A 26,394-nucleotide genomic window follows, 5' to 3' on the forward strand; every position below is an offset into this window, starting at 1 on the left:
TTGGCGACATGGCGTTGCTAAGTGACGGGACCCGGCAGCAGAGCTGGCTCCCGCTGTTCGTGCTCGGCGTCGGCATGTCGATGATCATCATCGACGCGACGATCGTGAATGTGGCCGTCCCCGCGATCATGGGCGACCTCGGGTTGTCGGCGACGGACGTCGAATGGGTGAACTCGATCTACTCGCTCGCGTTCGCCGCCCTGCTCATCCCGCTCGGCCGCACCGGCGACGTGCGCGGGAGGCGGGGGATGTTCGCGCTCGGGCTGGTGGTGTTCCTGGCCGCCAGCATGCTGGCCGCCGCGGCGGGCAGCGGTGCGATGCTGATCGGCGCGCGGGTGATCCAGGGGGTCGGCGCCTCCATGGTGGTGCCGATGACGCTCGCGATCATCAACTTCCTCTACACGGGCACGCGCAGGACCGTCGCGTTCGCCGTCTGGGGGTCGGTCATCGGCGGCATGGCCGCGCTGGGCCCGCTGCTCGGCGGCTGGCTGGTGACCGACTTCGGGTGGCGCTGGGCGTTCTGGGTGAACCTGCCGATCGGCCTGCTGGTCCTGCTCGGCACGGTGCGGGTGCCCGAGTCGAAGGACCCGCAGGCGGGCGGCTCGGACGTGCCGGGCGGGCTGCTGTCGGTGGCGGGCACGTCGTCGCTGGTGTTCGGGCTGATCGAGGGCCAGCGGTACGGCTGGTCCGGCCCGATCCTGGCGGCGTTCCCGGTGGCCGTGCTCGCGCTCACCGCGTTCGTGCTGGTCGAGCGGGCCAGGGCGCGGGCCGGCCGCCCGGTGATCCTGGACCTCTCCCTGCTCGCCATCCCCTCCTTCCGGTACGGCGGCGTGGCCGCGATGATCATCACGCTCGGCGAGTTCGGCCTGATCCTGGTGCTGCCGCTGTTCCTGCAGTCGGCCATGGGGTTCACCGCGTTCCGGACGGGACTGATCGTGGCCGCGCTGGCGGGCGGCACGTTCCTGGCGGGCGGCGTCGTGCCCAAGCTGCCGCTCGCGCCGCGGGTCATCGTCCGGCTGGGGCTCGGGCTGGAGGCGGTCGCCGCCATCGCGATCGGCCTGGCCGTCTCACCCTCGCTCGGGCCGTGGACGCTGGTGCCCTGGCTCGTCGTGTACGGGGTCGGCGTCGGGTTCGCCTCGGCCCAGCTCCCGAACGTCATGCTGGCCGACGTACCGGCCCGGCAGTCCGGCGTGGCCTCCGGGCTGCAGAGCACGATCCGCCAGCTCGGCGCGGCCATCGGCATCGCGGTGCTCGGCGCGGTCCTGGTGACCGGGCTCGACCAGGCGATGGCCCGCCACCTGCCCGCCTCGGACGATCTGCGGCGCGCCGTACGCGACAGCGCAGGGGCGGCCGTCGCGGCGATCAGGGACCCGGTCCAGCGCGCCGCGGCCGTGGCCGCCTCCGCCGAGGCGACCCGCCGGGTCACGATCGTCACGGGGCTCGTGCTGCTCGGCGGCGTCGGGACGACGCTGCTGCTGCCCGATACTGGGGGGAGGCGACGCAAGGAGGAGTGAGTGCCCAGGATCAGCGCGGCCACGGTGGCCGACCACCGGGCCAGCCAGCACGCGGCCCTGCTGACGGCCGCGATGGAGATCCTCGTCGCCGAAGGCCCGGCCGGCCTCACGCCGGCGGCCGTCGGGGCCCGCGTGGGGCTGGCCCGCTCCAGCGTCTACCGCTATTTCTCCTCGACCGCCGACATTCTGGCCCAGCTCGTCGAGGACGCCATCCCGCGCTGGACCGCCCGGCTGGAAGAGGCCTCTTCCGGGGCCGAGGGGGCGCGGGAGCGGGTGCGGGCCTTCGGAGCGGTGACGCTGTCGTTCGTCACGCACCCCGACTACGCGCTGCTGCGCGCGGTGTCCTCCGTCGAGCTGCCCCGGGAGTGCCAGGAACGGCTCGACCAGCTCCACGAGACGATGATCGCCCCGCTCCGCGCCATCCTGGCCGACGCCGGGTGCCCGCACCCGGACCTGGTGGCGCACCTGGGGTGGAGCATCCTGGGCGAGGCGCAACGCCGGATCGCCACGGGGGCGGACCCCGCGGTCGTCAGGGAGACCACCCTCACGGTCCTGTGCCGCGCCGTGCTCGCCTGATCCTTCGGGAGCCGCGCGCTCAGCGATCAGCCACCAGGCGGCAGCTCACCCGAGCCTCGGGCGACCAGTTCCACCGGGACCTTCACCCGGCGCGGCGACGGTGACGGGTTCAGGAGCAGGTCCACCGCGCTGCGGGCCAGGCGGGTGGTGTCGTAACGGACCACTGTCACCCCCGGGTTGAAGACGTCGGCCAGGGCGAAGTCGTCGAAGCCCACGTACGCGGGCCGCTCGGGACGCTCGCGCAGCGCCTGGAGGATGCCGATCGCGGCGCGGTTGTTGGTGGCGAAGAAGGCCGTCGGCGGGTCGGCGAGGTCGAGGAGGCGGGTGACCTCCTGCGAGACCCGCCACGGGTCGAAGATCCCGCGTACCACCAGCCTGTCGAGGGCCGGCACCTCCGCCGCGCGCAGCGCCGTGCGGTAGCCGGTCGCGCGGTCGTGCACCGAGCTCACCCCCTCGTCGTCCGAGATCAGCGCGATCCGGCGGTGGCCGCGGGCCAGCAGGTGCTCGGTCGCGGTCCGGCCGCCGCGCACGTCGTCCAGCAGCACCACGTCCGCGGACTCCAGCCCGGGCGGGACCCGGTCCACGAACACCGTGGTGAGCGAGGCGTGTTCGGCCAGCCAGGCGTGGTCGGCCGCCGAGGGGACGACGATCAGGGAGTCCACGCCGCGCGCGTACATGGACTCGATGAGCATGCGCTCCTTGGCCGCGCTCTCCTCGTACGAGCCGAACACCACCAGCGCCTCGTGCTCGGCCGCGGCGGACTCGACGGCGGCGGCCAGGCGCGAGTAGAACTCGTTCGAGATGTTCTCCATCACCAGGCCCAGCGTGAGCATGGTCGCGCCCCTGGCCAGGCGGGCGGCGGCCTCGTTGCGGCGGTAGCCGAGCTCGCTGATCGCCGCCTGCACCCGCTCCTGCAGCGAGGGTCTGACGTGCGGCTCCTGGTTGACGACCCGGGAGACGGTCTTGAGACTCACGCCCGCGTGACGAGCCACGTCAGCCATGGTCGGCTTGCCCCCGACCTCCCTCGCGGCTGTCATAGTCTGCCCCCATGGATGACGAATGGATCTGTGGCCGGTTGGGTGAGGACGAGCCCTGGGTGATGGGCGCGGTCAACCCGCCGGTGTTCGAGAACTCGCTGTTCACGTTCGCGACGGCGGAGGAGCTCGGCGAGGCCATCAGGAACGAGGACGAGCGGTACGTCTACTGGCGGGGGACCAACCCGACGGTCGATCTCGCCCAGCGTAAACTCGCCGCGCTCGAGCGGGGCGAGCGGGCGAAGTGTTTCGGGTCGGGCATGGGGGCCATCTCGGCCACCATCTCCTCGCTCGTGCAGGCCGGGGACCATGTCCTGGTCCTGGGCGCGGTGTACGGACCCACCACGCAGTTCCTGCGGTACCTGGAGAAATTCGGTGTCACGCATACGCACGTCGGCGACCTCGCGGGGTGTGACAGCGCTATCAGGCCGAACACCCGCCTACTCTACTTCGAATCGCCCTCCTACATGGCCTACGCGGTCGTGGACATCGCGGAAGTGACGGCGTGGGCCCGGGAGCGCGGGCTGGTGACGGCCATGGACAACACGTGGTCCACGCCCCTGTTCCAGAAGCCGCTCACCATGGGCGTCGATCTCGTCGTGCACTCGCTGTCGAAGTACATCGGCGGGCACAGCGACCTGGTCGGCGGCGTGGTGATCGGCCCGTCCCGGCTGATCAGGCCGCTGGCGCTGACCGAGTACCAGCTGTACGGGTCCGCCATGTCGCCGCACGACGCGGCCAAGGTGATCAAGGGCCTGCGGACGCTGCCGGTGCGGATGGCGGCGCACCAGGAGCGGGGGCTGGCCGTGGCGGAGTTCCTGAGCGGGCATCCGGCCGTACGGGCGGTGCACCATCCCGGGCTGCCGTCCCATCCCGGGCATGCCATCGCGTTGCGCCAGATGACGGGATTCTCCAGCCTGTTCAGCCTCGTCCTGGACACGGAGTCACGCGAAGAAGTCGGCAGTTTTCTCAATAAATTGAGACATTTCAGGATTGGCGTGTCCTGGGGAGGCTTCGAGAGCCTGGTGAACGCGCCCGCCCTGTCCACCGAGGAGAGCGTCCGGGCCACCATGGGCATCCCGGTCGGCCTCGTCCGCCTCTCGGTGGGTCTGGAGCCCGCGGACACGTTGATCAAGGACCTCGGTCTAGCGCTGGAGGGGGTCGGTCGCCTAGCGTGACCTGACAGCGCTGTCTAAACGCGGGAGGCCTCGTCATGACCAAGCCCTTCCTGGCGGCCGCGGTCGCCGCCACACTGGTGCTCGCCGGGTGCGGCTCCGGCTCCTCATCCTCCGGAGGGGTACGGCTCCGCATGATCGAGAGCTTGACCAGCCCCGAGCGGACCAAGCTCATCAAGTCCTTGCTCGACGACTTCGAGAAGGCGAATCCCGGCATCGAGGTCGAGCTGGTCTCACCGCCCCTGGACAGCGCCGACCAGAAGATCACCCAGATCCTGCAGACCAAGAAGGACCTGGACGTGCTGGAAGTCCGCGACCACACGGCCAAGTCCTTCTCCAACAACGGCTGGCTGGCCGAGCTGCCCACCACGGAGTGGCCCGGCTGGTCGGACCTGACCGAGCTGGCCCAGAAGAAGGCCGTCGAGATCGGGGGCAAGGCCTACCTGATCCCGTACGGGTTCTACGAGCGCACGCTCTTCTACCGTACGGACTGGGGCATGGCCCAGCCGCCGGCCACGTGGCAGGAGCTCTACGAGGCCGGCAAGAAGCTGACCTCGGGCAACCGGTACGGCTACTCGTTCAGGGGCGGCAAGGGCGGCGCGGACTACGCGGTCCAGATGATCAGCGCGTACAACGGCGAAGCCCTGAATCCCGAAAAATCGTTCTATCTCAAGGACAAGCGCACGATCTTCTCCACCCCCGAGGCCGCCCAGGCCCTGGACCTCTACGTCAAGATCTTCAAGGAGGCGTCCCCGCCCGACTCCGTCTCCTGGGCCTATCCCGAGATGGTCCAGGGCTTCACCTCGGGCGTCACCGGCATGCTCATCCAGGACCCCGAAGTGATCAAGACGGTCCAGGAGAGCGGCGTCACGGCCTGGTCCACGGCCCCCATCCCCAAGGGCCCGTCCGGGTACGCCTTCCAGCCCGTCGGCTACGCCGGATGGGGCGCCACGTCGTTCACCAAGCACCCGAAGGAGGCGGTCAAGCTGGTGCAGTTCCTGTCGGAGGCCAAGCAGAGCATCGCCTTCGCCAAGGGCAACTCCCTCATCCCCATCTCCAAGCAGGCGCAGAGCGACCCGCAGTTCTCGCAGGGCGCGTGGAAGGCGTACCTGCAGGCCCAGCAGGACCCCAAGCAGGTGATCACGATCAGGCCGGTCGACTACCCGGGCTGGAGCCAGTTCCTCGTCGACTCCGACCGTGACGTCCAGTCCTTGATCACCGGCAAGAAGACCGTGGCCGAGGTGCTCAAGTCGTGGGACGCCTTCTGGACAGACCAGGCCAAGAAGGTCTCATGAGGACCTTCAGCCTCCGCAGGGCGAGGTTCATCGCGCTGTGCCTGCTGCCGGGCGTGGTGTTCGTGTCCGTGTTCACGTACTACCCGGTGCTCCGCGGCGCGGTGATCGCCTTCCAGCAGTACAACCTGTTCGACATCACCTCCACCCCCTTCGTCGGCCTGGAGAACTTCAGGGCCGTCTTAGGTGAGGACCGCTTCTGGACGGCGCTCCGGAACACCGGCACGTGGGTGGTCGTGTCGCTGTTCTTCCAGTTCTTCCTGGGCTTCGGGCTGGCGCTGCTGCTGCGGCGGCACTTCCGCGGCAGGGGCCTCTACCAGGCGTGGGTGTTCTTCCCCTGGGCCATGTCGGGATTCCTGATCGGGCTGCTGTGGCGGTGGATGTTCAACGGCCAGTTCGGCGTGATCAACGACCTGCTGCTCAAGACCGGCATCATCGACCAGCGCATCGGCTTCCTGGCCACTCCGGGCTGGGCGATGACGTCGGTGATCGTGGCGAACATCTGGTACGGCGTCACGTTCTTCGCCATCATGATCATGGCCGCGCTGCAGTCGGTGCCCAAGGAGCTGTACGAGGCGGCGTCGGTGGACGGCGCCTCGCGGCTGCGGCAGTTCTGGCACGTCACGCTGCCGCACATCCGGCCCACGCTCGCGCTGATCGTGCTGCTGCGCATCATCTGGATCCTGAACTTCCCCGACCTCATCTACTCGATGACCGGCGGCGGCCCGGCCGGCAGCACCGACATCATCACGACCTTCCTCATCCAGCAGGTCATCGGCGGCGACTACGGCCGCGGCGGCGCGGTCGGCCTGCTCACCCTCGGCCTGCTGCTCTCCTTCAGCGTCTTCTACCTCAACGCGACGAGATTCGAGAAAGCACGATGAGACGAGTTGCGACCGTCGCCAAGGTCGTCGTGCTGGGCGCCTGGCTGCTGATCACCCTGTTCCCCCTCTACTGGATCGTCGTCACCTCGCTCAAGCCCAAGCCCGAGATCTTCTCGATGCCGCTCAGGTACTGGCCGGGCAAGGTGACGTTCGAGCACTACGCGGACCTGTTCTCCTTCGCCGACTTCGGCGCGTACCTGCTGAACAGCCTGCTCGTCTCCCTCGTCGCGGCCGCCGCGGTGACCGCGATCGGCGTGCTCGGCGGCTACACGCTGGCCCGCTTCGCCTTCCCCGGCAGGGGCGCGCTGATGCTGGCGTACCTGGTCACGCAGATGCTCCCGCTGTTCATCGCGCTCGGCCCGCTCTACCTGCTGATGTCCGACCTCGACCTGCTCAACCGGCTGGCCGGGCTCATGCTCGTGTACGTGGCCATGCTCGTGCCGTTCTCCACGATCATCATGCGCGGCTTCTACGAGCGGGTGCCGGTCGCGCTGGAGGAGGCCGCGCAGGTGGACGGGGCCTCGCGGCTGGTGGCCATGGTCCGGGTGGTGATCCCGGTCATGCTGCCGGGCATCGCGGCCACGTTCATCTTCGCCTTCGTCCAGTGCTGGAACGAGCTCTTCCTGGCGATCACGTTCATCGACAGCGAGGACTCCAAGACCATCCCGGTCGCCATGAACTCCTTCATCACCCAGTACGACATCGACTGGGGATCGATGGCCGCCGCCACCGTGGTCTCGGTGCTTCCGACGCTGGTGCTGTTCGCCGCCATCCGCCGCTACATCGTCGAAGGGCTCACCGCGGGCGCGGTCAAGGGGTGATTCATCCGAGATCTCACCGGCGCCGTCCGTCTCGAGGCTCAGTCGGCGCGGAACGGGTCGGCCGGGTAGACCCCGAGGATCTTCACGTCCGTGGTGAAGAACGCCAACTCCTCCAGCGCGTTCTTCAGGCCGGGGTCCTCGGGGTGCCCGTCGACCTCGGCGAGGAACTGGGTGGCCGCGAAGTGGCCGCCGACCATGTAGCTCTCCAGCTTGGTCATGTTGATGCCGTTGGTCGCGAACCCGCCGAGCGCCTTGTAGAGCGCGGCCGGCAGGTTGCGGACGTTGAAGACGAACGAGGTGACCACCGGGCCCTCGCCGGGCGGTGCCTGCACGAGGTCCGGGCTGAGCACCACGAACCGGGTGGTGTTGTGCGCCTCGTCCTCGACGTCGCGGGCGAGGATGCGCAGGTCGTAGATCTCCGCCGCGAGCGGCGGCGCAATCGCCGCCTGGGTCGGATCCTCCGCCTCGGCCACCTCTCGCGCAGCGCCGGCGGTGTCACCGGCGATCACCGGCACCAGGTCGTGCTCGCGGATGATCCGGCGGCACTGGCCGAGGGCATGCACGTGGCTGCGCACGGCCTTGATCGTGTCCAGGGTCGCACTCGGCGGCGCCATCAGGTGGAACTGGATGCGCAGGAAGTGCTCGCCGATGATGTACAGGTCCGAGGTCGGCAGGAAGTGGTGGATGTCGGCGACCCGGCCGGCGATCGAGTTGTCGATCGGAATCATCGCCAGCTCGGCCTTTCCGTTCTCCACCACCGCGAACACATCCTCGAAGGACGCGCACGGCACTGTATGCCAGTCGGGGTAGTGGTGCTTGCACACCATGTGGGAGTTCGAGCCGGGCTCGCCCTGGTAAGCGATACGTCGTGCGGTCACGCCAGCAGTTTCCCATGCAGCCGGGCGCGGCTGCATGGGAGCGGCCGGTCCCTGCCGAGGCGCCTCGGTGTCGGTAAGGCCTCATGGGTCTGGCCAGCGCCCGCAGGCGCTGAGTGAGAGTCGGCGACTCAACCGCCGACTCTCACGGGAGTGAGTTGTTACCACCTGTCGTACCAGTCGCCGTACCACCAGGGCCCGCGGCGACGGAAGCGCCAGCGCCAGCGCCAGCGACGGCGCCGTCGGCGCCAGGGCGGCGGCTGGCCCTGGAAGCCAGGCATCGAGATCTGCGTGAAAGCCATGACTCCTCCCCCGTTGGACAGGCCGACACTTTCACTATGCAGACATTAGCCCTCAAAGGCGGATAAATCACCGTATATTCTGTATATTATATGAAAGTGGACGGAAAAGGCGTTTCTGTTTATTAGATCTCATATGAGTAACATTCTAAGAAATGGACACGGAACGTCACTTGGTCCAGACGGTCTGGGCTCCGCTATGGCCCGCCCGTACTGTGGCGATGGTGCCTCCCACGCCGCCGACCAGGGCGAGGACTGCCAAGACGATGACCATGGCGGCGTGCCACCGCGGTCGCGTCCTGGTGCTTTCGTGGGCTGAGCGTGTGCTGTGTCGCATGAGGCGGGTTGCCAGGGAGATGCCGAGCGCGGCCAGCCAGAGCACGATGACGAACGGCAGCACCTGCTCGCCCTGCTCCTCGTGGGCTTCGATGGCTGCGTTCTCTCCGACCTTGTCGGCCAACGTCTCGCCGCTGCTGATCGACAGCGGCACGGCGGCCAGCGCGATCGTGGCGACGAACAGCACCGCAGGCCACAATCGGCTCGCTGCGGCGGGCCAGAACGCCATCAGGAGGGTGCCCAGCGCCGCGAGCGGCAGGCATACCACGGCGGCGTGGACAACCAGCGGATGCAAGGGCAGGCCGAAGAACATGTCTATCCTGTCCGGCCGGGCTTCGCGCCCGGGCCTCGCGTAGTGAGAGGTGCCGACGGCCCTGTGCCGTGCCTGGAGGCCACGGTATGGCCACCGACCAGCCTGGTAGCCGTCCCCTCATATCCGGGTGAGCCAGGCGCGAGCCTGGTCATTGCAGCCGATCCAGCGCCTGCTGGAAGGCGCGGGCGTGTCCGGCCTCGTCTTCGGCGTTGTGCGAGAAGCGTTCGGCCGCCTGGTTGTCGCCCGCTGCCCTGGCGCGCTTGGCGAAGGTCGGATACATGGTCTGGGACTCGTATCGCTCGCCGGCGATGGCCTTGACCAGGTTGGCGTGCGTGCTCCCGACCAGGCCGGCCAGCTTGGCCTCATCAGCGAAGTGCTCGTGCAGTTCCACATCGGAGTTGCCGCGGAACAGCTCCGCCACGGCTGGATCCTTGGCGTGCTCGGCGTACTGCTGGTACTTGGCGTACGCGAGCGCCTCGCCGTGCATGGCCGTGTCCAGGTCGGTCTTGGTCTGTTGCGCGCGGACCTCAGGCGGGCCTTGCGGGACGTGCACCGCCTCGGCCTTCGCCGGCGCAGGCACGGTGCCCCGACCGGACTCGACGGCCCGCAGCGCGGCGCCGAACGCTCGCGCGTGCGTGCCTTCGTCACGGGCGATCTCAGAGAAGCGGGCGGCCGCCCGGCTGTCGCCGCCGGCCTTGGCCTGCTGTGCGAAGCCGGGATACATCTTCTGGGACTCGTACGTCTCCCCGGCCGTCGCGGCGCGCAGGTTCGCGGCGTCGCCGTGGACCAGGCCGCTCAGCGCGGCCTCTTCCTTGAAGTGCTCACCCAGTTCCACATCGGCGGTGCGCTCGAACAGGCGAGCCACCGACGGCAGATTCTCCCGCTGGGCCTGGGCCGCGTACAGGCGATAAGAGGCGTTGGCGAACGCCTCACCGCGCATCGACTGTTCGAGGTCCTTCTGGGCCTGCGGACTCGGCGGATCCACCCTATCGGCGGGCGGACCCATCGGTGAGGCGGAAGCGGCGAACGCACCGCCCATGTGCATGCTCAATGCGATCGTGAACGCGCCGGTGATGAGTGCGCGTGCGGACAAGGGAATCATCTCGACCTCCCCACCCGGTGCGGATACCTACGGCCATGGTGGGACCGCTTACCTGGCGAGGTGGTCGGTAACGGTCATCCTGGCAAAACCGCGTGAAGCATGCAGGCCGGATGCAAAGCGTGGCCCATGCGCAGGGCGAGGCAGCCCCGGGTGGTATGCCGCATCCGGTGCCGCTGCTCCGGCATGGGGTCTTCCATAACGCGGTGAAAGGGGATGGCTACCGCTCATCGCACGCAACAGACCTTTCACCGCAGGCCATCCCCAACTAAGCGCCGGACCCCAGCGGCTCGCCGAACAGCCCCACCACGGGCCTCCACGACAGGTAGGTTGCGCTCTTACGTTGAGCGTGATCCGCATCACAGTGGAGGTCTCCCGTGACGACCAGAGAACATGACGCTTCGGTATACGAACAAATGCAGGAGAGCAGTGATTTCCAGGAATTGAAACGGCGCTTCCGCGCCTGGACGTTTCCCATGACCGTGGCGTTCTTCGTGTGGTACCTGCTCTACGTGGTGCTGTCCGGCTGGGCGCGCGGCTTCATGGGGATCAAGCTGATCGGCGAGATCAACGTCGGCCTCGTCTTCGGGTTGCTCCAGTTCGTCTCCACGTTCCTCATCGCGTGGGCGTACGCGAGGCACGCCGAGAAGAAGCTCGACCCGATCGCCGACAAGCTCCGCCACGAGGTTGAGGAGAAGACCAAGTGAGCTCCACGACCCTGGGGATGATCCTCTTCCTCACCTTCGTCGCCGGGACGCTGGGGATCACGTTCTGGGCGAGCCGCCAGACCAAGACGGCCGCCGACTACTACGCCGGCGGCCGGTCGTTCACCGGCGTGCAGAACGGGCTGGCCATCGGCGGCGACTACATGTCGGCCGCGTCCTTCCTCGGCATCGCGGGCATCATCGCGCTGTCCGGCTACGACGGGTTCCTGTACTCGATCGGGTTCCTGGTCGCCTGGCTGGTCGCGCTGCTGCTGGTGGCCGAGCTGATGCGGAACTCCGGCAAGTTCACCATGGCCGACGTGCTGGCGTTCCGGATGAGCCCGCGCCCGGTGCGCACGGCGGCCGGCGTGTCCACGATCGTGGTCAGCATCTTCTACCTGCTGGCCCAGATGGTGGGCGCGGGCGCGCTGGTCGGCCTGCTGCTCGGCATCACCAGCGACGCGGGCAAGGCGTGGACGATCGTCGGCGTGGGCGCGCTGATGATCGTGTACGTGGTCTTCGGCGGCATGAAGGGCACCACCTGGGTGCAGATCGTCAAGGCGGTGCTCCTCATGAGCGGCGCCGCGCTCGTGACGGTGCTGGTGCTGGGCAAGTTCGGCTTCAACCTGTCGTCCCTGCTCGGCCAGGCCGCCGCCACCAGCGGCCCCAAGGCGAACCCCGGCAACTTCCTCATCCCCGGCCTGAAGTACGGCACCGACGCCCAGGGGCTGGTCGGCAAGATCGACCTCATCAGCCTGGGCCTCGCCCTCGTGCTCGGCACCGCGGGCCTGCCGCACATCCTCATCCGCTTCTACACCGTCCCCACCGCCAAGGACGCCCGCAAGTCGGTCCTGTGGGGCATCGGCATCATCGGTGTGTTCTACCTGCTGACTCTGGTCCTCGGCTTCGGCGCGGCGGCCCTGGTCGGCAAGGAGGCGATCGTCAAGGGCGACAAGGCAGGCAACACGGCCGCCCCGATGCTGGCCGAGAAGATCGGCCAGGAGATCTTCGGCTCGGTCGGCGGAACGATCCTGCTGGCCCTCATCGGCGCCGTCGCCTTCGCCACGATCCTCGCCGTGGTGGCCGGCCTCACGCTGGCCTCCTCCTCCAGCTTCTCCCACGACCTGTACGCGCACGTCTTCAAGCGCGGCCAGGCCACCGAGCGGCAGGAGGTCGTGGTGGCCCGGGTGTCCGCCCTGGTCATCGGCGCCATCGCGATCGGCCTGGGCATCCTGGCCCAGGGGCAGAACGTCGCCTTCCTGGTCTCCCTGGCCTTCGCCGTCGCGGCCTCCGGCAACCTGCCGGCGATCCTCTACAGCCTGTTCTGGAAGCGGTTCAACACGACGGGCGCCGTCTCGGCCATCTACGGCGGCCTCGGGTCCGCCCTGATCCTGGTCATCTTCTCGCCCGTCGTCTCCGCGCCGACGCCCCCGGCGGGGACCGCGGTGACGGCGCTGATCCACGGCGTGGACTTCCACTGGTTCCCGCTGAGCAACCCGGGCATCGTGTCGATCCCGATCGGCTTCCTGTGCGGGTGGCTCGGCACGATTCTCAGCAAGGAGTACAACGCCGGCAAGTACGCCGAGATGGAGGTCCGCTCCCTCACCGGTGTCGGCGCCGAGAAGGCCACCCAGCACTGACGTCCGCTCCCTGAAGGCGCCTTTCTCCCCTCCGAAGGCGCCCGTCCCCGAAAGGGCCCGGTCTCGCCCCGAGACCGGGCCCTTTCCCTGCGCCGGTCCCGCGTCGTGCCGCATCCACCGAGCCCGCCACGCGCTCCTCAGTGCGCCCTTTCGGGGGCGCGGCCCGGCAGATGTGACCGCTGTCCGCGCACCCTGGGAGATCAGTGGTTGACGGGGTTTCAGCGGTATGGGTACGTTCTCATATGTGTGAACGTTTCCACACTGGTCGTCATGTGGCCGTCATCAGCAGGCTTGCCTGGAGGCGAAACCCCCCGATGCGAACCCCACTCGTCCGCTGGTCCCTCCTGCCGGTGTCGCTGGCACTGGCACTCACCTCGTGCGCCAAGGGCACCGGCGGAGGGGCGTCGGCGACCTCGTCGGCGGGTCAGTTCAACCCCGGCGCCAATGGTCGGCACCCTCACCCCGCTGTGGGCCCAGAACCTGTTCGGCAGCGCCTTCCTCGACGGGGCGGACAACTGGAAGATCTTCACCAGGATCGCGCTGCCGCTGTGCCGGCCCGCGGTCGTGGTGACGCTGCTGTTCGAGTTCCAGGCGGCCTGGACGGACCTGATGCGGCCGCTGATCTATCTGCGCGACTCCGCCACGTTCACCGTGCCGCGCGGGCTGAAGGCGCTGCTCGACCAGTTCGGGTTCGGCGGCGAGTGGCACTGGGAGATCGTCATGACCGCCAGCGTGATCACCACGATCCCGATGATCATCCTGTTCTTCCTCGGCCAGAAACATTTCGTCAGGGGCATCGCGACCACAGGGAGCAAGGGATGAGCCACCTCCACGGGAACGTCGGCTGAACCATGCGGATCACCACCACCGACCAGGCGTACCACCTGGACGCCGGCTCCTACCGGCTGACGGTCTCGCGTACCGACCCCAGCGCCGAGCTGGAAGGCTGGATGACGCTCAGCCTGATCGCCTCGGTCGACACCGCGGGCGGGCGCGACGAGACGTACGAGACGCTGCCGCCCGTGCTCGCCGAGCGCGACGGCGAGGCGATCTTCGACTTCCCCCAGCGTTCGACCGGGTGGGAGGCGAAGACGGTCCGGCTGACCTGCACTCCCGAGACGATCGCGGTGGAGGTGCGCGTCGAGGGCCACGGCGTGATCGGCGACGTGACGCTGCTCGGCGGGCGGGCCGTGCTCAACACCAGGGCGGCGGGCACGTTCCGCACGGGGCTGCACGCCCGTGGCGTCTTCAACCCCACGCCCACCCACCCGGTGCAGGTGGTGCGGCCGGTGTCGGTGCCGCTCGCGCTCACCGTGATCGGCGACGCCTCGCCGGGCCGCCTCCATGCGGTCTTCTCGCCGCCGCCGCTGGTGCTGGCCTTCTGCAAGGAGGAGCCGGACGGCGCCACCGCCGTGCCCGGCGGTCCCTGGCTGGGGGCCTCGGTCCGCGCGGGCATCGAGGACCTGACCTTCACCGAGCTCGGGTACGAGCCGCTGGACGGCGGCGCGCTGCTCCGCTTCGACTACGAGTGCCACACCCTGGTGAGCGGGACCTGGCGGTCACCGGCCGTCGTGTTCCGGGCGGCGTCGTCGCCGTGGGAGGCGATCTCGCACCACCGGGAGGACCTGGCCGCGCACGGCCTGGCCGCACCCGCCGGCGAGCGGCACGACTGGTGGAGCAGGCCGATCTTCTGCGGCTGGGGCGCGCAGTGCGCCAGGGCCGACGGCGTCTCGCCGACCGAGCTGGCCCGCCAGGAGCTCTACGACGAGTGGCTGTCCAGGCTGGAGGAGCACGGTATCGTGCCGGGGACCGTCGTGATCGACGACCGGTGGCAGCTCACGTACGGCGACCCGGCGCCCGATCCGGCGAAGTGGCCCGCGCTGGGGGAGTGGATCGCCGCCAGGCACGCGCGCGGGCAGCGCGTGCTGCTGTGGTGGCGGGCGTGGGCCCCTGACGGGCTGCCCGCCGAGGAGTGCGTGACGGACGCGGGCGGCCGTCCCGTGGCCGCCGACCCCTCGAACCCGGCCTACCGGCGCAGGATCCGTACGATCATGGAGAGGCTGCTCGGCGACCTCGGGGCCGACGGGTTCAAGGTCGACTTCACGCAGCGGTTCCCCAGCGGGTCGCACCTGAAGTCCTACGGGACCACCTGGGGGCTCGCCCTCCTGCACGAGCTGCTGAAGACCATGTACGAGGCCGCCAAGAGCGTCAAGCCCGACGCCCTCATGGTCACGCACACCCCGCATCCGGCGTTCGGCGACGTCACCGACATGATCCGGCTCAACGACGTGCTCGAGCTGGACCCCCACGGCGTCCCCGTCCCCGCCGTCGACCAGCTCCGCTTCCGCCACGCGGTGGCCACCCGCGCCATGCCGGGGCACCTGATCGACACCGACCAGTGGCCGATGCCGAGCAGGGCGGACTGGCTCGCGTACGCCGAGGCGCAGCCCGCGCTCGGCGTGCCCGCCCTGTACTACGTCGAGTCCATCGACAACTCCGGCGAGCCGATCAGGGGGGGCGACCTGGACCTCGTGGCGAACTGGTGGCGAAGCGACTGGTGACGGGGCGGTCCAGCACCGCCCGCACGAACGGCGGGATGACGCGGCGCAGCACGTTCGCCTCGTGCGCCTCGGCACGCTCGAGCGCCCGCTCCACCTCGGCGGTCGGGCCGCCACCCGGCGTCTCGGCGAGCAGGTCGAGCCAGCTTGGGCGGGATGTCGTCGAAGAGCAGCGCGAACTCCCGCACGCCCACGTCCCACACCTGCTCGGCCTTGGCCCGCAGCGCCGCCCGCTCGGCCGGGTCGCTGCAGACAGACCATCGACAGGCCGGGACTCAGCGCGAACACGAACCTCACGTGCTGCGCCGCCGCCTCCGCGACCAGCTCGCCCAGCCTCGCCAGGTCCGCCTCCGGGTACGGCTCCCGCCACCGCTCCCGGTGGAACGGGTCGTCCTTCGGGCGTACACGTACGCGTTGAGCTTGTGCCTGGCGGAGAAGCGCAGGTGCGCCATCCGGTCGGCGTGCGTCCACGGGGTGCCGTAGAAGCCCTCGATGGTGCCCCGGAGCGGCAGGTCCGGCCAGTCGCGGATGTCGGACTCGGGCACGCACGCCCGGTGCTCGTCACACGGGGCCGCCACGAGGGCGAGCAGCGTCTGCGCCCCGTAGAACGCGCCCGCGGGGTCCGCCCCGACGATCACCACGCCGGTCTCGTCGGCGGTCAGCGCGTATCCCTCGGGAGGCAGCTCGACGTCCGCGTCGATCCGCACCTCGATGACCAGGGGCCCGGGGGGCGGGGCGAGGGCGGCGCGCAGGGCGGTCAGGGCGGTGGTCGCGGCCGGGGCGCCCTGGATCCGGCATCTGGTCAGATCGACATGGGACCGGCCGATGGCAGCCTTGTGCGGAACGGGAACGATCCAGTCAAGGGCCTCCATTGTGGGAACGATACCGGATAGAATCGCGCCTCGTGAGCAACGATGTGACCGAAGTTGTCCCAGGTGTCTTCCGCATTGCGGACACCTGCAACGTCTACGTCATCGCCGCTCCTGCCGGAGGAGAGGAACGCACGGGGATCGCCGTCGACTTCGGTTCGGGGCGCGCGCTGGACCTCCTCGACGAGCTCGGCCTCGACCGCCTCACCGACGTCCTGATGACGCACCACCACCGCGACCAGGCCCAAGGACTGCGGAGAGCGGTCGAGTCCGGTGTGCGGGTGCACGTGCCGCCCGTCGAGCGCGACCTGTTCGAGCGGGTCGACGAGATGTGGACGGGCCGGCAGATCAGCAACGACTACGACCTGCGCGACGACCGGTTCTCGCTGCTCGACCCCGTGCCGGTCGCCGGCGTCGTGCCCGAATACCGGACGGCGAACTACGGAGGGATCGACGTACGCGTCCTGCCCACGCCAGGGCACACCCCCGGCTCCGTGACGTACATCGTCGGGCGGGTCGCGTTCACCGGTGATCTGATCTACGCGCCTGGAAAGGTGTGGTCGCTGGCCGCCACCCAGTGGTCGTACACCGAGAACGAGGGCCCCGCCATGGTCATCCTGAGCTCCGAGCTGCTGCGGCGGGAGGAGCTCGGCGTGCTGCTGCCCTCGCATGGCGAGCCGATGACCGACCCCCAGGAGGCGCTCGAGCAGCTCTCCACCGCCATGCAGCGCTACGTCGACTTCCGCCGCCCCCACCCCTGGGACGTCAGAGGACTGCTGGCCAACCCTTTCGTTCAGGTGACCCCCCACCTGCTCATGAACAGGAGCAGCCAGTCGTACAGCTATGTGCTGCTGTCGGAATCGGGCGCGGCCATGGTGTTCGACTTCGGGTACGACATGTCCACCGGCCTCGTGCACAACACCTCCCGCGCGGCCCGCCGCCCCTGGCTGGCCTCCATGCCGGCGCTGCGCGAGCACTACGGCGTCACGAGCGTCGAGGTCGCCCTGCCCACCCACTACCACGACGACCACGTGGCGGGCATGCCGCTGCTGCGCGACGTCGAGGGCACGGAGATCTGGGCGCCGTCCCACATCGCCCCCATCCTGGCCACGCCGCTCCACCACGACCTGCCGTGCCAGTGGTTCGAGCCCATCCCCGCCGACCGGGTGCTCGGCCTGGGGGAGACGGTGCGCTGGCGGGAGTACGAGATCACCGTGCACGACCTGCCGGGGCACACCCTGTTCGCGGCGGCGTACGAGTTCGAGGTGGACGGGCACCGGGTGCTCGTCACAGGGGACCAGCAGGACGGGATGGGCATACCGGGCGCCGGTGAGTCGGCACGCCAGGAAGTTCTGAATTTTCAGTACAAAAACCGGTTCCAGATCGAGGACTACCGGAAGAGCGCCGCTCTCTACCGCCGCCTGCGCCCCGACCTGATGGTCAGCGGCCACTGGCGGCCCCGCTGGGTGGACGACGACTACCTGCACATGATGACCGAGCGCGGCGAGGAACTCGTCGCGCTCCACCACGACCTGCTCCCGCTCGACCGCCTCGACCTCGGGGCCGACGGCGTGCTGTGCCGCCTGACCCCGTACTACGCGAGCGTCCGCGCAGGGGGCGAGCTCACGCTGACGGTCACCGTACGCAACCCGTGGCCGGACAAGGCCCTGGCCACCATCGAGCCGGTCGTCCCGCCGGGCTGGCGCCTCGAGCAGGGGTCTGTGACGCTAAGGCTCCCCGGAGGGGGTATGGAGCAGGTACATCTCCGTCTTGGCGCGGACGTCGTGCCGCGACGCCGCGTTCGTCTCGCAGTCGACTTGACCATCGGCGATCTGCGCCTCGGGCAGCACGCGGAGGCGCTGGTCGACGTGGTCGGGGAAGGGATCCGATGACCACAGAGCGGCGCGGCCCCCTCAGCCGTTCCAGGCGGCCCACGATCAAGGACGTGGCGGAGGCCGCCGGAGTCTCGCGTTCCACCGTCTCGCGGGCCCTGACCGGGCGCGGGTATGCCGCCAGCGACGTGCGCGAGCGCGTGCTGCGGGCGGCGGCCGAGCTCGGCTACGTGCCCGACGTGATGGCCCGCACGCTCAAACAGCAGGTGAGCAGGTCGGTCGGCGTCCTGGTGAGCGACCTGCGCAACCCGTTCTACGCGGAGCTGGCCGCGGGGGCCAGCAGCGAGGCCCGCGAGCGCGGCTACACGATGGTGCTGGCGGACACGAGCCTGTCGGCCGAGACGGAGAGCGAGGCCGCCGAGGCGCTCGTCGCGCTCAGGGTGGCCGGGGTGATCGTGACACCCAACTCCCCGGCGGTGTCCACCTACCTCGGCTCCCACGGCATCCCGGTCGTCGAGGTGGACCGGCAGTTCGCGGCGGGCTCGACCGACGGCGTCGTGGTCGGCAACCGCGTCGGCGCCCGCACCGCCACGACCCACCTGGTCGAGCTGGGCCATCGCAGGATCGCGCTGTTCATCGACGAGACCGACTGGACCACCGGCTACGAGAGGTACCACGGCTATCTGGAGGCGCTCGGCGCGGCCGACATCAAGGTCGATCCCGATCTGGTCGTGGCGTCGGGCTGGGACGTGGCCGACTCGCGGCGCAGGGCGCTCGACATGCTGTCCGGGCCCAACCGGCCCACGGCCGTCTTCGCCGCCAACAACGTGCTCGCCGAGGGCGTCTGGCGGGCGATCGGCGAGCTGGGACTGCGGCCGCCCGAGGAGATCAGCCTCGTGGCCTTCGACGACGCGCCGTGGATGAGCATGGTCTCGCCCCAGGTCAGCGCCGTCGCCCAGGACACGTTCAACCTGGGCGCGGCCGCCGTGCGCAGGCTGGACGAGCGGATCGAGATGCCCGACGCCGACTCGGTCACCACCGTGCTGGGGGTGCGGCTCGTCGCGCGCGAGTCCACCGCACCGCCTCCCGTGGGCTGACTCTTCTTCCGTCCGGCGCGTTGACCCGTGGGGAAAGCGCGCCTTAGGATCCCCGTGTGGGAACGATGTCACAACTCTTCGCGTGGCGCTCGTTCCGGTCGGAGGTCCCATGGAGCACGATCTTCCCCCCGTTCTGTCGCTGGACATCGGCGGCACCAAGCTCGCCGCAGGTGTGGTCACGGGCGACGGGCGGATCCACGGCTGGCAGGTCGCCCCCACCCGCAGGGAGGAGGGGCCGCTGCCGGTCCTGGCCAGGCTGTTCGACCTGGGCAGGAAGTCCGTCGCGGAGGCCGGGCTGCCTGATGTGGCGGCCGTCGGCATCTCCTGCGGGGGGCCGCTGGACGCCGCGGCCGGCGTGCTCGAGTGCCCGCCGCACCTGCCGGGGTGGATCGACGTCCCGGTGGGGCCGATGGCGGCGCAGGAGTTCGGCGTGCCCTCTGTGCTTGAGAACGATGCCACAGCCGCCGCCCTCGGCGAGTTCCGGTACGGCGCGGGCCGCGGCACCGCCACGATGCTCTACCTCACGATCTCGACGGGTGTCGGCGGCGGTTCCGTGATCGGCGGACGCCTGCACCGGGGCGCGGCCTGCAACGGCGGCGAGCTGGGGCACGTCATGGTCCGGCCCGGCGGACGCAGGTGCTCGTGCGGCCGCCTGGGCTGCCTGGAGGCGTACGCGTCGGGCAGCGCCATCGCCGAGCGCGCCCGCGAGGCCGTCGCCGCCGGTCGCGCCTCGTCCCTGTCCGCGATCGAGCTCCCGACAGCCGAGGACGTCTTCCATGCCGCCGAGGCGGGTGACGCGCTCGCGAGCGAGGTGTGGAACGAGACCACATGGGCGCTCGGCAGCGCGATCACGGATCTGGTGAACGCGTTCGAGCCGGAGCTCGTCGTCCTCGGCGGCGGCGTGACCCGTTCCGGCGCCCGGCTCCTCGACCCCGTCCGCGCCGCCGTCGCGCGGGACGCCATGCCTCCCGCCGCCCGCGCCGCCCGCATCGAGCTGTCCCGGCTCGGCGCGGGAGTCGGCGTCGTGGGCGCCGGCGCCGTGGCCCACGACCTTCTTGCCTCAGGGAAGTCCCATGCCTGACCCGATCCGCTTGCCCACGTCCCGATCGGACGCGGTCCCCACCTCTCGGCGCCCCTCCCTCCGCGATGGACGCGTAACCGTCCCATCCGAGGGGGCGCGCGTGGTGGCGGCCGAGGGGCCGGCGTCCGTGCTGGCCCAGCACGTCGAGGCCCACGTCAGCGCCGCGCGGAACGTGGCGGCGCTGCTGCCCGCCGTGGAGGCCGCCGCCGACCTGCTCATCGAGGCGTTCACCCGCGGCGGCACCCTCTACACCCTCGGCAACGGCGGCAGCGCGGCCGACGCGCAGCACCTCACCGGAGAGCTGGTCGGCCACTACAAGCGCGACCGCCGCCCGCTCCCCGCCGTGACGCTCACGACCGACGCCACGGTCATGACGTGCATCGCCAACGACTACTCCTACGAGGACGTCTTCGCCAGGCAGGTCAGCGCCCTGGCCCGCCCGGGCGACGTCGTGGCCGCCTTCACCACCAGCGGCAACTCCCCGAACGTCGTCAGCGCCCTGGAAGCCGCGCAGACCAATGGCGCGGTGACGGTACTCTTCGGCGGCGGCGACGGCGGCGCCGCGGCGAAGTTCGCCGACCGCCTCCTCCTAGTCCCCTCCTCCGAGACCCCGCGCATCCAGGAGATCCACACACTGATGCTGCACATGATCAGCGAGAAGGTCGACGCATGGGCGGCCGCATGAAGGGCCGGCGGGCCCCCTTGTCGAACGCCCCCTCCGGCGGCCGGCCGCGCGGACTGCCGAGGGCGCCGAGGCCGGTGGCCACTCCCGACCGCACCCTGCACATGATCGGGAACGCGCACCTCGACCCGGTGTGGCTGTGGCCGTGGCAGGAGGGTTACCAGGAGGCGCGGGCGACGTTCTGGTCGGCGATCCACCGCATGGACGAGTACCCCGACTTCGTCTTCACCTGCGACCAGGTCGTCCTGCTGTCGTGGGTCGAGGAGTCGGACCCCGAGCTGTTCGCCAGGATCCGGGAGCGGGTCGCCGAGGGGCGGTGGGTCAACGTCGGCGGCTGGTGGGTCGAGCCCGACTGCAACATGCCGTCGGGGGAGTCGTTCGCCCGCCAGGGTCTGTACGGCCAGCGCTACCTGAAGGAGAAATTCGGGGTCACCGCCACGGTCGGCATGAACGTCGACCCGTTCGGCCACAACGCCATGCTCCCCGCGATCCTGCGCGGACAGGGCATGGACTCCTACTGCTTCCTGCGCCCGGGACCGCACGAGAGCGAGCTGCCCGGCACGATGTTCTGGTGGGAGAGCCGCGACGGCAGCCGCGTGCTGGCGTACCGGATCCCGTTCGAGTACTGCAGCCCGCCCGGCGAGGTCGCGGGCCAGACCGAGAAGGCGCTCGGCCAGCTCGACCGCTCGCTCGGCGACCTGATGATCTTCTACGGCGTGGGCAACCACGGAGGCGGCCCCACCAGGGCGAACATCGACTCCATCCACCGCTACGACAGGATGGGCACGTTCGGCGAGCTGACGATGTCCTCGCCGCGCCGCTACTTCGACGAGGTGGCCAAGCGCCTGGGCGAGAAGGGCCTGGCCGAGCTGCCGGTGTGGCGGGATGACCTGCAGCACCACGCGGCCGGCTGCTACTCCTCGCACTCGGGCATCAAGCAGTGGCAGCGCAGAGCGCAGGCGGCCCTGCTGTCGGCCGAGCGCTGGGCCGCCGTCGCGGGCCACGACGCACGCGAGGAGCTGGGGCGGGCCTGGAAGCAGGTGCTGTTCAACCAGTTCCACGACGTGCTGCCCGGCTCGGCGATCGAGCCCGCTTATGACGACGCCCGCGACCAGCTCGGCGAGGCGGTCGCGATCTCGAAGCGGATCATCACCAGGGCGCACAACGTGATCGCCCGCGACATCGGCATCCCGCAGGAGGACGGTACCCAGCCGGTGGTGGTCTTCAACCCGCACCCGTGGCCGGTCACGACCCGGGTCGAGATGCAGTACGGCCTCGCGCCCACCGGCGTGCGCGTCGTGGACGCCGACGATCATGACGTGCCCTGCCAGCGCACCCAGTCGGTCGCCACCACGGATGACAAGGGACGCGGCGCCACCGTGTTCCAGGCGGAGCTGCCCGCTCTGGGCTACCGCCTCTACCGGCTCCGCCAGGGCGAGACGCCGTACACGAGCGGCCTGACCGCCTCCGAGCAGCACATCGAGAACGACGTGCTCCGCCTGGAGATCGACCCGGAGACGGGCTGGCTGGCCGCGCTGCTCGACAAGCGCACCGGCGTGGACCTGGTGGCCGGGGCGGCGGGCGAGCACACGCAGATCTGCGAGGACCCGACCGACACGTGGGGGCACCGCGTCGTGTCCTACGACTGGCCGGGCGAGGCGATGACCACGACCCGCGTGGTGCTGCGCGAGAGCGGCCCGCTGCAGGCCCGCATCCGCGTCGAGCGCGAGTGGGGCCGCTCCACGATGGCCGAGGAGTTCATCCTGGGCGCCGGGGACGACGCGGTGGAGGTGCGGGTCGAGCTCGACTGGCGCGAGCAGGCGCACCTGATGAAGCTGCGCTTCCCGGTCGCGCTGGAGAGCCCGGTGGCCACGTACGAGATCCCCTTCGGCCACCTGACCAGGCCGATCGACGGCGCCGAAGAGCCCGCGCAGTCGTGGGTGGACCTGTCAGGCGCGGGCGCCGGGCTGGCCGTCGTGAACAACGCCAAGCACGGCTACGACGTCTCCCCGCCGTCGCCGGGGCGCGGCCACAGCATCGGCATCACCGCCGTGCGCAGCCCGGTCCACGCCTGGCACGACCCGCGCCTGCTCGATCCGGACGGCTTCTACTCCTACCAGGACCAGGGGGTGCAGCGGTTCACGTACCTGCTGGTGCCGCACGCGGGCGACTGGCGCGCCGCCGGGCTCACCCGCCGCGCCGCGCTGCTCGGCTCCCCGGTACGCGCGATGCTGGAGAGCTTCCACGACGGCCCGCTCCCCGCGGCGCGCGGCTACCTGGACGACGGCGCCGGCCAGGTCATGGTGACCGCGGTCAAGCTGCACGAGGACGCGCCGCGCGACCTGGTGGTCAGGGCCGTCGAGACCACGGGCCGGTCCGCCCTGGCGACCCTCGACATCCCGCTGGCCCGGATCAGGCTCATGGCCGACTTCGGGCCGGGCCAGATCCGCACGTTCCGGATCCCGCTCGACGATCCGCTCTCCGCCGTGGAGACGGACCTGGTCGAGCTGAGCGTCCGCAAGGGCGCGTGCACGGTGGAAGCATGGTGATCGACGGCGCCTACCGGCGGAGGGCGTCCAAGGGGTGCGCGCGGTAGTCGATCACGGTGGCGTCCAGGATGCGTGCGCCTTCGGCCCCTCGCGCGGCCTCGGGCAGCCAGACCGGTGTCTCCGACGTGAGCGGATAAATCATGACCTCTACCGTCTCGATGCCGCCCGAGATGTCGATGTCCCAAGGCCCGCCGTTCCAGTACAGGTCCTCCGTGCGGTCGCCGGCGCTGGCCACCGCCACGTCGCCGACCAGGTCGAGGCGGAGCAGCGTACGCTCGCCGCCCGGCGGCACGGTGATCGTGTAGCGGGCCGCGTGGGCGGCCAGCGTCTCCGGATCGGGGGCCGAGGCGCGGCCCGGGACGGTGATCGGCCGGGCAGGGGGCGGCGTGGCCTCGGCCGTCCGCACGATCTTCACCGGTGCGGGGACCGCCGGACGGTCGAGGTGGTGGCGCTCGAACGCGCCGTCCGTGAGGATCTCGACGGTGGCGGGGCCGGTGGTGACGGCGGTCAGCACGCCGTCGGCCTCGACGATGTCGGCGTCGGAGATGACGAGCCGGCCGCCCGGCGTCCAGGCCCGCCGGGCGTCGGCCGCGTCGAGGACCAGCAGGCGCAGCCGGGCTCCGTCCGGCGTCTCGACGGTGAGGAGTTCGCGGCTCGCCGGCAGGTCCTCCAGGATCGCCTCGCCGTCCCGGTCCAGGACCGGATGGCCGCTGACGGAGGTGCCCGCGGGCAGCGAGAGATGGGCCGGGATCCCGTCCGTCCTCGTCAGGACCAGTACGTCGCCCTCGACGAGGGTCAGCAGGCCGACGGTCGCCCAGTTGATCACGACCCCGCGGACGTCGAGGTTGACCGGCCAGCAGAAGAACGCGCCGCTCGGGATGTCCACCGGGCGGTGCGGGAAGCGGACGCGGGCCTCGTCGAGCTCGACGTCGAAGCAGACGTCCCGGTGCGCGGGCAGCGGCTCGTACGGCTGGTGGTTGTTGACGAAGACGAACCCGCTGCGCCCGTCCGAGCGCAGGGACCACCGCAGGGACGCCTGGGCGGGGATGGTGGCGTTCATGGCGGCCAGGCGGTCGCCGAACGCGGCCAGGAAGGCGTGCTGGTTGCGCAGCAGGTGGAAGCTGTCGCGGGTCTGCAGGTGGGCCCCGACGGGGGCGTGGAAGTCGTAGTCGTACTCCGGCAGGTCGTTGGGGTAGCCGGTGGCCTGCGACTCCTGCAGGCCCGGGCGCGGGTTGGCGCCTCCGGCGTACATGTAGTAGCCCTGCCAGGCCGAGCCGCTGCCCAGCTTGGTCAGCGCGAGCGCGGCGATGTCCGCCCCTTCGAGCAGGGGGCGGCGGTGGTAGGCGGTGGCCATGCCGCCGCCCAGCTCGCACGTCGCCGCCGGGAAGTCCGGATGCTTGACGCCGCGCTCCCGGTCGCCGGCCAGGTCCTTGCCGATGCCGGGATCGTCCCACTGGTGGGAGAAGCGGAAGTGGGCGCGGAAGGTGTCGTCCCAGCCGTCGGCCGTGTCCACCCAGAAGCCGTCGGCGTAGCCGCCGTACAGGGGGAAGACCTCGCCGACGGGCAGGTCGGCGTTGCCCCAGGCGGTGGCCGTCCACAGCGGGGCGTGCAGGCCGGACTCACGGGCGATCCGCTTCAGGGTGACGAGGTGGCCCGGCTGGTCGTACAGCTCGTTCTCCAGCTGGATGCCGATGATCGGCCCGTCGGGGCCGCACAGCGGTCCGAGCTCCCTGCCCAGGTGGCCGAACCAGGCCCGGACCTTCTCCAGGTACGCGGGATCGTCGCGGCGGGCCGGGGGAACCCAGTCGGGCAGGCCGCCGTTGCGGACCTCGCCGTGGCACCAGGGGCCGACACGCACGATCGCCTCGAGGCCCGTGCCCTGGCAGAGGCGGACGAACGCGGCCACGTCCAGCCCGCCGTCGAACACCGGCTCCCGGTCCTCGCGCTCCTGGTGATGGATCCAGAAGACGTACGTGGACACGACGTCCACCCCGCCCGCCCGCACCAGGCGCAGGGCGTCCCGCCAGCGCTCGCGCCGCACCCGGCTGTAGTGCAGTTCGCCCGTCACGGGGATCCACCGGCGGCCGTCGCGCCAGAGCGAGCGGTCGGTGAGGGCCAGTCCGGGGCGGGGGTCCTCGGCGCCGGCCATGGCGGGCCGGGTCTCCGGCCGGTCCCAGGGGGTGTGTCGTACGGGCATCCGACCATTGTCCACACCGCCCGGGAAGGCGGAGACGGAGGGTCATAGCCTCGGAGGATGAGGGTATTCGTCACAGGCGGCACCGGGGCGGTCGGTCGTCCCACGGTCCCGGCGCTGCTCGCCGCAGGTCATGAGGTCACCGCGCTCGCCCGCACACCGGAGAAGGCGGCCGCGCTGGAGGGCCAGGGCGCGACCCCCGCCATGGTGTCGCTGTTCGACCGGGAGGAGCTGGCGTCGGCGCTCGCCGGGCACGACGCGGTGGTCAACCTGGCGACCGCGATCCCGCCGATGTCGAAGTTCATGAGCAGGCGGGCGCAGCGCGACAACCACCGCGTACGGGCCGAGGGATCGGCGGCGGTCGTGGACGCCGCGCGCGCCGCCGGGGTCGGGCGGATGGTGCAGGAGTCGGTCTGCCTGCTCTACCGCGACCAGGGCGCGCGCTGGATCGACGAGGACGCGCCCGTGGACGACTTCCCGATGGCCCGGGGGAACTTCGCCGCCGAGTCGAGCGCGCACCGGTCCCCGTGCGGGGTGGTCCTGCGGTTCGGCTGGTTCTACGGGCCGGGCGCGGCGCACAGCGAGCAGCTGTTCGACCAGGCCCGCCACCACGTCGGCATGGTGCTCGGCCGTCCGGACGGCTTCCTGTCCTCCATCCACGTGGCCGACGCCGCCACCGCGGTGGTCGCGGCGCTCGGGGCCGACGCGGGCACGTACAACGTCGTGGACGACGAGCCGCTGACCAAGCGCGAGTACGCCGACGCGCTCGCCCGCGCCGCCGGCGCCCGCATGTGGCTGCGCGGCCCCGGCCGGGCCGCCGCGCTCCTCGGCGACCGGCTCACGTCTCTCACCCGCTCCCTCCGGGTCAGCAACGCCCGCTTCCGCGCGGCCACCGGCTGGGCGCCGCGCTACCCCAGCGCCCGGGAGGGCTGGCGCACTGTCACAGCCTGAATGAACGGACCGGCCACGC

Annotated in this window: 22 protein-coding genes and 2 pseudogenes; 16 read left to right on the forward strand and 8 right to left on the reverse strand. The window is 70.6% G+C overall.

The genetic code is table 11. The features are described 5' to 3' along the window. Positions 1-8: 8 nt before the first annotated feature. Complete coding sequence (locus tag ABD830_RS27655) at positions 9-1,514, forward strand: MFS transporter (RefSeq protein ID WP_344993361.1); 1,506 nt, start codon at positions 9-11, stop codon at positions 1,512-1,514. Next, on the forward strand, positions 1,515-2,090 hold the full coding sequence (locus tag ABD830_RS27660; RefSeq protein WP_344993364.1) for a TetR/AcrR family transcriptional regulator: 576 nt from the start codon (positions 1,515-1,517) through the stop codon (positions 2,088-2,090). It abuts the gene before it with no gap. Positions 2,091-2,116: 26 nt separating this feature from the next. Here the strand turns inward: ABD830_RS27660 and ABD830_RS27665 are convergent, their stop codons facing one another. Then, entirely contained in the window at positions 2,117-3,127 is a 1,011-nt protein-coding gene (locus tag ABD830_RS27665) for a LacI family DNA-binding transcriptional regulator (protein WP_344993367.1), read from the reverse strand. Positions 3,128-3,138: 11 nt separating this feature from the next. On the opposite strand from ABD830_RS27665, the gene ABD830_RS27670 reads away from it, so the two are divergent. Genes ABD830_RS27670 through ABD830_RS27685 form a run of 4 tightly spaced genes read left to right on the forward strand, consistent with a single transcriptional unit; the run spans position 3,139 to position 7,296 of the window. After that, entirely contained in the window at positions 3,139-4,302 is a 1,164-nt protein-coding gene (locus tag ABD830_RS27670; protein ID WP_344993370.1) for a trans-sulfuration enzyme family protein, read from the forward strand. Between the two features lie 35 nt (positions 4,303-4,337). Then, positions 4,338-5,594 (forward strand): ABC transporter substrate-binding protein, encoded by a 1,257-nt coding sequence (locus ABD830_RS27675; protein ID WP_344993372.1) that lies wholly within the window; start codon positions 4,338-4,340, stop codon positions 5,592-5,594. Further along, positions 5,591-6,475: a carbohydrate ABC transporter permease gene (locus ABD830_RS27680; RefSeq protein ID WP_344993374.1), complete on the forward strand. Its 885-nt coding sequence runs from the start codon at positions 5,591-5,593 to the stop codon at positions 6,473-6,475. The genes ABD830_RS27675 and ABD830_RS27680 overlap by 4 nt, the downstream gene beginning before the upstream one ends. Then, positions 6,472-7,296, forward strand: coding sequence for a carbohydrate ABC transporter permease (locus ABD830_RS27685; protein WP_344993377.1), 825 nt, complete (start codon positions 6,472-6,474; stop codon positions 7,294-7,296). Before ABD830_RS27680 ends, ABD830_RS27685 begins: the two co-directional genes overlap by 4 nt. Positions 7,297-7,334: 38 nt before the next feature. Here the strand turns inward: ABD830_RS27685 and ABD830_RS27690 are convergent, their stop codons facing one another. From ABD830_RS27690 to ABD830_RS27705, 4 genes are all read right to left on the reverse strand, one after another. Beyond that, entirely contained in the window at positions 7,335-8,174 is an 840-nt protein-coding gene (locus ABD830_RS27690) for a prephenate dehydratase (RefSeq protein ID WP_344993380.1), read from the reverse strand. Between the two features lie 158 nt (positions 8,175-8,332). Continuing rightward, positions 8,333-8,473, reverse strand: coding sequence for a hypothetical protein (locus tag ABD830_RS27695; protein ID WP_344993383.1), 141 nt, complete (start codon positions 8,471-8,473; stop codon positions 8,333-8,335). A 166-nt stretch (positions 8,474-8,639) separates the two neighbouring features. Further along, a complete protein-coding gene (locus tag ABD830_RS27700) occupies positions 8,640-9,119 on the reverse strand; it encodes a DUF2231 domain-containing protein (protein ID WP_344993386.1) in 480 nt (159 codons plus the stop codon). 148 nt (positions 9,120-9,267) lie between these two features. Continuing rightward, positions 9,268-10,221, reverse strand: coding sequence for a ferritin family protein (locus ABD830_RS27705; RefSeq protein WP_344993388.1), 954 nt, complete (start codon positions 10,219-10,221; stop codon positions 9,268-9,270). Between the two features lie 413 nt (positions 10,222-10,634). On the opposite strand from ABD830_RS27705, the gene ABD830_RS27710 reads away from it, so the two are divergent. The 4 genes from ABD830_RS27710 to ABD830_RS27725 all read left to right on the forward strand — a co-directional run bounded on the left by ABD830_RS27710 (position 10,635) and on the right by ABD830_RS27725 (position 15,123). Beyond that, complete coding sequence (locus ABD830_RS27710) at positions 10,635-10,925, forward strand: DUF485 domain-containing protein (protein ID WP_344993390.1); 291 nt, start codon at positions 10,635-10,637, stop codon at positions 10,923-10,925. 17 nt (positions 10,926-10,942) lie between these two features. Beyond that, positions 10,943-12,562 carry a solute symporter family protein gene (locus ABD830_RS27715; RefSeq protein ID WP_344995973.1) on the forward strand — a complete coding sequence of 540 codons (1,620 nt, stop codon included), beginning with the start codon at positions 10,943-10,945 and terminating at the stop codon, positions 12,560-12,562. Between the two features lie 444 nt (positions 12,563-13,006). Beyond that, on the forward strand, positions 13,007-13,384 hold the full coding sequence (locus ABD830_RS27720) for an ABC transporter permease subunit (protein WP_344993392.1): 378 nt from the start codon (positions 13,007-13,009) through the stop codon (positions 13,382-13,384). A 29-nt stretch (positions 13,385-13,413) separates the two neighbouring features. Then, positions 13,414-15,123: an alpha-amylase family protein gene (locus ABD830_RS27725; protein ID WP_344993395.1), complete on the forward strand. Its 1,710-nt coding sequence runs from the start codon at positions 13,414-13,416 to the stop codon at positions 15,121-15,123. Here ABD830_RS27725 and ABD830_RS54360 read toward each other — a convergent pair. Together ABD830_RS54360 and ABD830_RS27730 are read right to left on the reverse strand one after the other, a co-directional pair. Beyond that, positions 15,036-15,356, reverse strand: a pseudogene (locus ABD830_RS54360) (beta-N-acetylglucosaminidase domain-containing protein); the annotation flags it as partial. The gene ABD830_RS27725 and the pseudogene ABD830_RS54360 sit on opposite strands and share 88 nt — an antisense overlap. 79 nt (positions 15,357-15,435) lie before the next feature. Beyond that, positions 15,436-15,992, reverse strand: a pseudogene (locus ABD830_RS27730) (beta-N-acetylglucosaminidase domain-containing protein); the annotation flags it as partial. Between the two features lie 32 nt (positions 15,993-16,024). On the opposite strand from ABD830_RS27730, the gene ABD830_RS27735 reads away from it, so the two are divergent. The 5 genes from ABD830_RS27735 to ABD830_RS27755 all read left to right on the forward strand — a co-directional run bounded on the left by ABD830_RS27735 (position 16,025) and on the right by ABD830_RS27755 (position 23,230). Continuing rightward, on the forward strand, positions 16,025-17,881 hold the full coding sequence (locus ABD830_RS27735) for an MBL fold metallo-hydrolase (RefSeq protein ID WP_344993401.1): 1,857 nt from the start codon (positions 16,025-16,027) through the stop codon (positions 17,879-17,881). Further along, positions 17,878-18,918 (forward strand): LacI family DNA-binding transcriptional regulator, encoded by a 1,041-nt coding sequence (locus ABD830_RS27740; RefSeq protein WP_344993404.1) that lies wholly within the window; start codon positions 17,878-17,880, stop codon positions 18,916-18,918. The genes ABD830_RS27735 and ABD830_RS27740 overlap by 4 nt, the downstream gene beginning before the upstream one ends. 109 nt (positions 18,919-19,027) lie before the next feature. Further along, entirely contained in the window at positions 19,028-19,999 is a 972-nt protein-coding gene (locus tag ABD830_RS27745) for an ROK family protein (protein WP_344993407.1), read from the forward strand. 100 nt (positions 20,000-20,099) lie between these two features. Further along, complete coding sequence (locus ABD830_RS27750) at positions 20,100-20,684, forward strand: D-sedoheptulose-7-phosphate isomerase (protein WP_344993409.1); 585 nt, start codon at positions 20,100-20,102, stop codon at positions 20,682-20,684. Continuing rightward, positions 20,669-23,230, forward strand: a complete 2,562-nt coding sequence (locus tag ABD830_RS27755) for an alpha-mannosidase (RefSeq protein ID WP_344993412.1) — start codon at positions 20,669-20,671, stop codon at positions 23,228-23,230. Before ABD830_RS27750 ends, ABD830_RS27755 begins: the two co-directional genes overlap by 16 nt. Positions 23,231-23,240: 10 nt before the next feature. Here ABD830_RS27755 and ABD830_RS27760 read toward each other — a convergent pair whose 3' ends face one another. Further along, positions 23,241-25,427, reverse strand: a complete 2,187-nt coding sequence (locus ABD830_RS27760) for a beta-galactosidase (RefSeq protein WP_344993414.1) — start codon at positions 25,425-25,427, stop codon at positions 23,241-23,243. A gap of 57 nt (positions 25,428-25,484) precedes the next feature. Here ABD830_RS27760 and ABD830_RS27765 point away from each other — a divergent pair, with 57 nt between their 5' ends. After that, positions 25,485-26,375: an NAD-dependent epimerase/dehydratase family protein gene (locus tag ABD830_RS27765; protein ID WP_344993417.1), complete on the forward strand. Its 891-nt coding sequence runs from the start codon at positions 25,485-25,487 to the stop codon at positions 26,373-26,375. Positions 26,376-26,394 lie beyond the last annotated feature (19 nt).

This window comes from Nonomuraea helvata, assembly GCF_039535785.1.
In the GTDB taxonomy this organism is placed as follows: domain Bacteria; phylum Actinomycetota; class Actinomycetes; order Streptosporangiales; family Streptosporangiaceae; genus Nonomuraea; species Nonomuraea helvata.

Excerpts from the sequence above, each read along its gene's own strand:
- ABD830_RS27655 (WP_344993361.1), top strand. The coding sequence starts at position 9 with ATGGCGTTGCTAAGTGACGGGACCCGGCAGCAGAGCTGGCTCCCGCTG.
- ABD830_RS27665 (WP_344993367.1), bottom strand. The coding sequence starts at position 3,127 with ATGACAGCCGCGAGGGAGGTCGGGGGCAAGCCGACCATGGCTGACGTG.
- ABD830_RS27670 (WP_344993370.1), top strand. The coding sequence starts at position 3,139 with ATGGATGACGAATGGATCTGTGGCCGGTTGGGTGAGGACGAGCCCTGG.
- ABD830_RS27675 (WP_344993372.1), top strand. The coding sequence starts at position 4,338 with ATGACCAAGCCCTTCCTGGCGGCCGCGGTCGCCGCCACACTGGTGCTC.
- ABD830_RS27680 (WP_344993374.1), top strand. The coding sequence starts at position 5,591 with ATGAGGACCTTCAGCCTCCGCAGGGCGAGGTTCATCGCGCTGTGCCTG.
- ABD830_RS27685 (WP_344993377.1), top strand. The coding sequence starts at position 6,472 with ATGAGACGAGTTGCGACCGTCGCCAAGGTCGTCGTGCTGGGCGCCTGG.
- ABD830_RS27695 (WP_344993383.1), bottom strand. The coding sequence starts at position 8,473 with ATGGCTTTCACGCAGATCTCGATGCCTGGCTTCCAGGGCCAGCCGCCG.
- ABD830_RS27700 (WP_344993386.1), bottom strand. The coding sequence starts at position 9,119 with ATGTTCTTCGGCCTGCCCTTGCATCCGCTGGTTGTCCACGCCGCCGTG.
- ABD830_RS27705 (WP_344993388.1), bottom strand. The coding sequence starts at position 10,221 with ATGATTCCCTTGTCCGCACGCGCACTCATCACCGGCGCGTTCACGATC.
- ABD830_RS27710 (WP_344993390.1), top strand. The coding sequence starts at position 10,635 with ATGCAGGAGAGCAGTGATTTCCAGGAATTGAAACGGCGCTTCCGCGCC.
- ABD830_RS27715 (WP_344995973.1), top strand. The coding sequence starts at position 10,943 with ATGATCCTCTTCCTCACCTTCGTCGCCGGGACGCTGGGGATCACGTTC.
- ABD830_RS27720 (WP_344993392.1), top strand. The coding sequence starts at position 13,007 with ATGGTCGGCACCCTCACCCCGCTGTGGGCCCAGAACCTGTTCGGCAGC.
- ABD830_RS27725 (WP_344993395.1), top strand. The coding sequence starts at position 13,414 with ATGCGGATCACCACCACCGACCAGGCGTACCACCTGGACGCCGGCTCC.
- ABD830_RS27740 (WP_344993404.1), top strand. The coding sequence starts at position 17,878 with ATGACCACAGAGCGGCGCGGCCCCCTCAGCCGTTCCAGGCGGCCCACG.
- ABD830_RS27745 (WP_344993407.1), top strand. The coding sequence starts at position 19,028 with ATGGAGCACGATCTTCCCCCCGTTCTGTCGCTGGACATCGGCGGCACC.
- ABD830_RS27755 (WP_344993412.1), top strand. The coding sequence starts at position 20,669 with ATGGGCGGCCGCATGAAGGGCCGGCGGGCCCCCTTGTCGAACGCCCCC.
- ABD830_RS27760 (WP_344993414.1), bottom strand. The coding sequence starts at position 25,427 with ATGCCCGTACGACACACCCCCTGGGACCGGCCGGAGACCCGGCCCGCC.
- ABD830_RS27765 (WP_344993417.1), top strand. The coding sequence starts at position 25,485 with ATGAGGGTATTCGTCACAGGCGGCACCGGGGCGGTCGGTCGTCCCACG.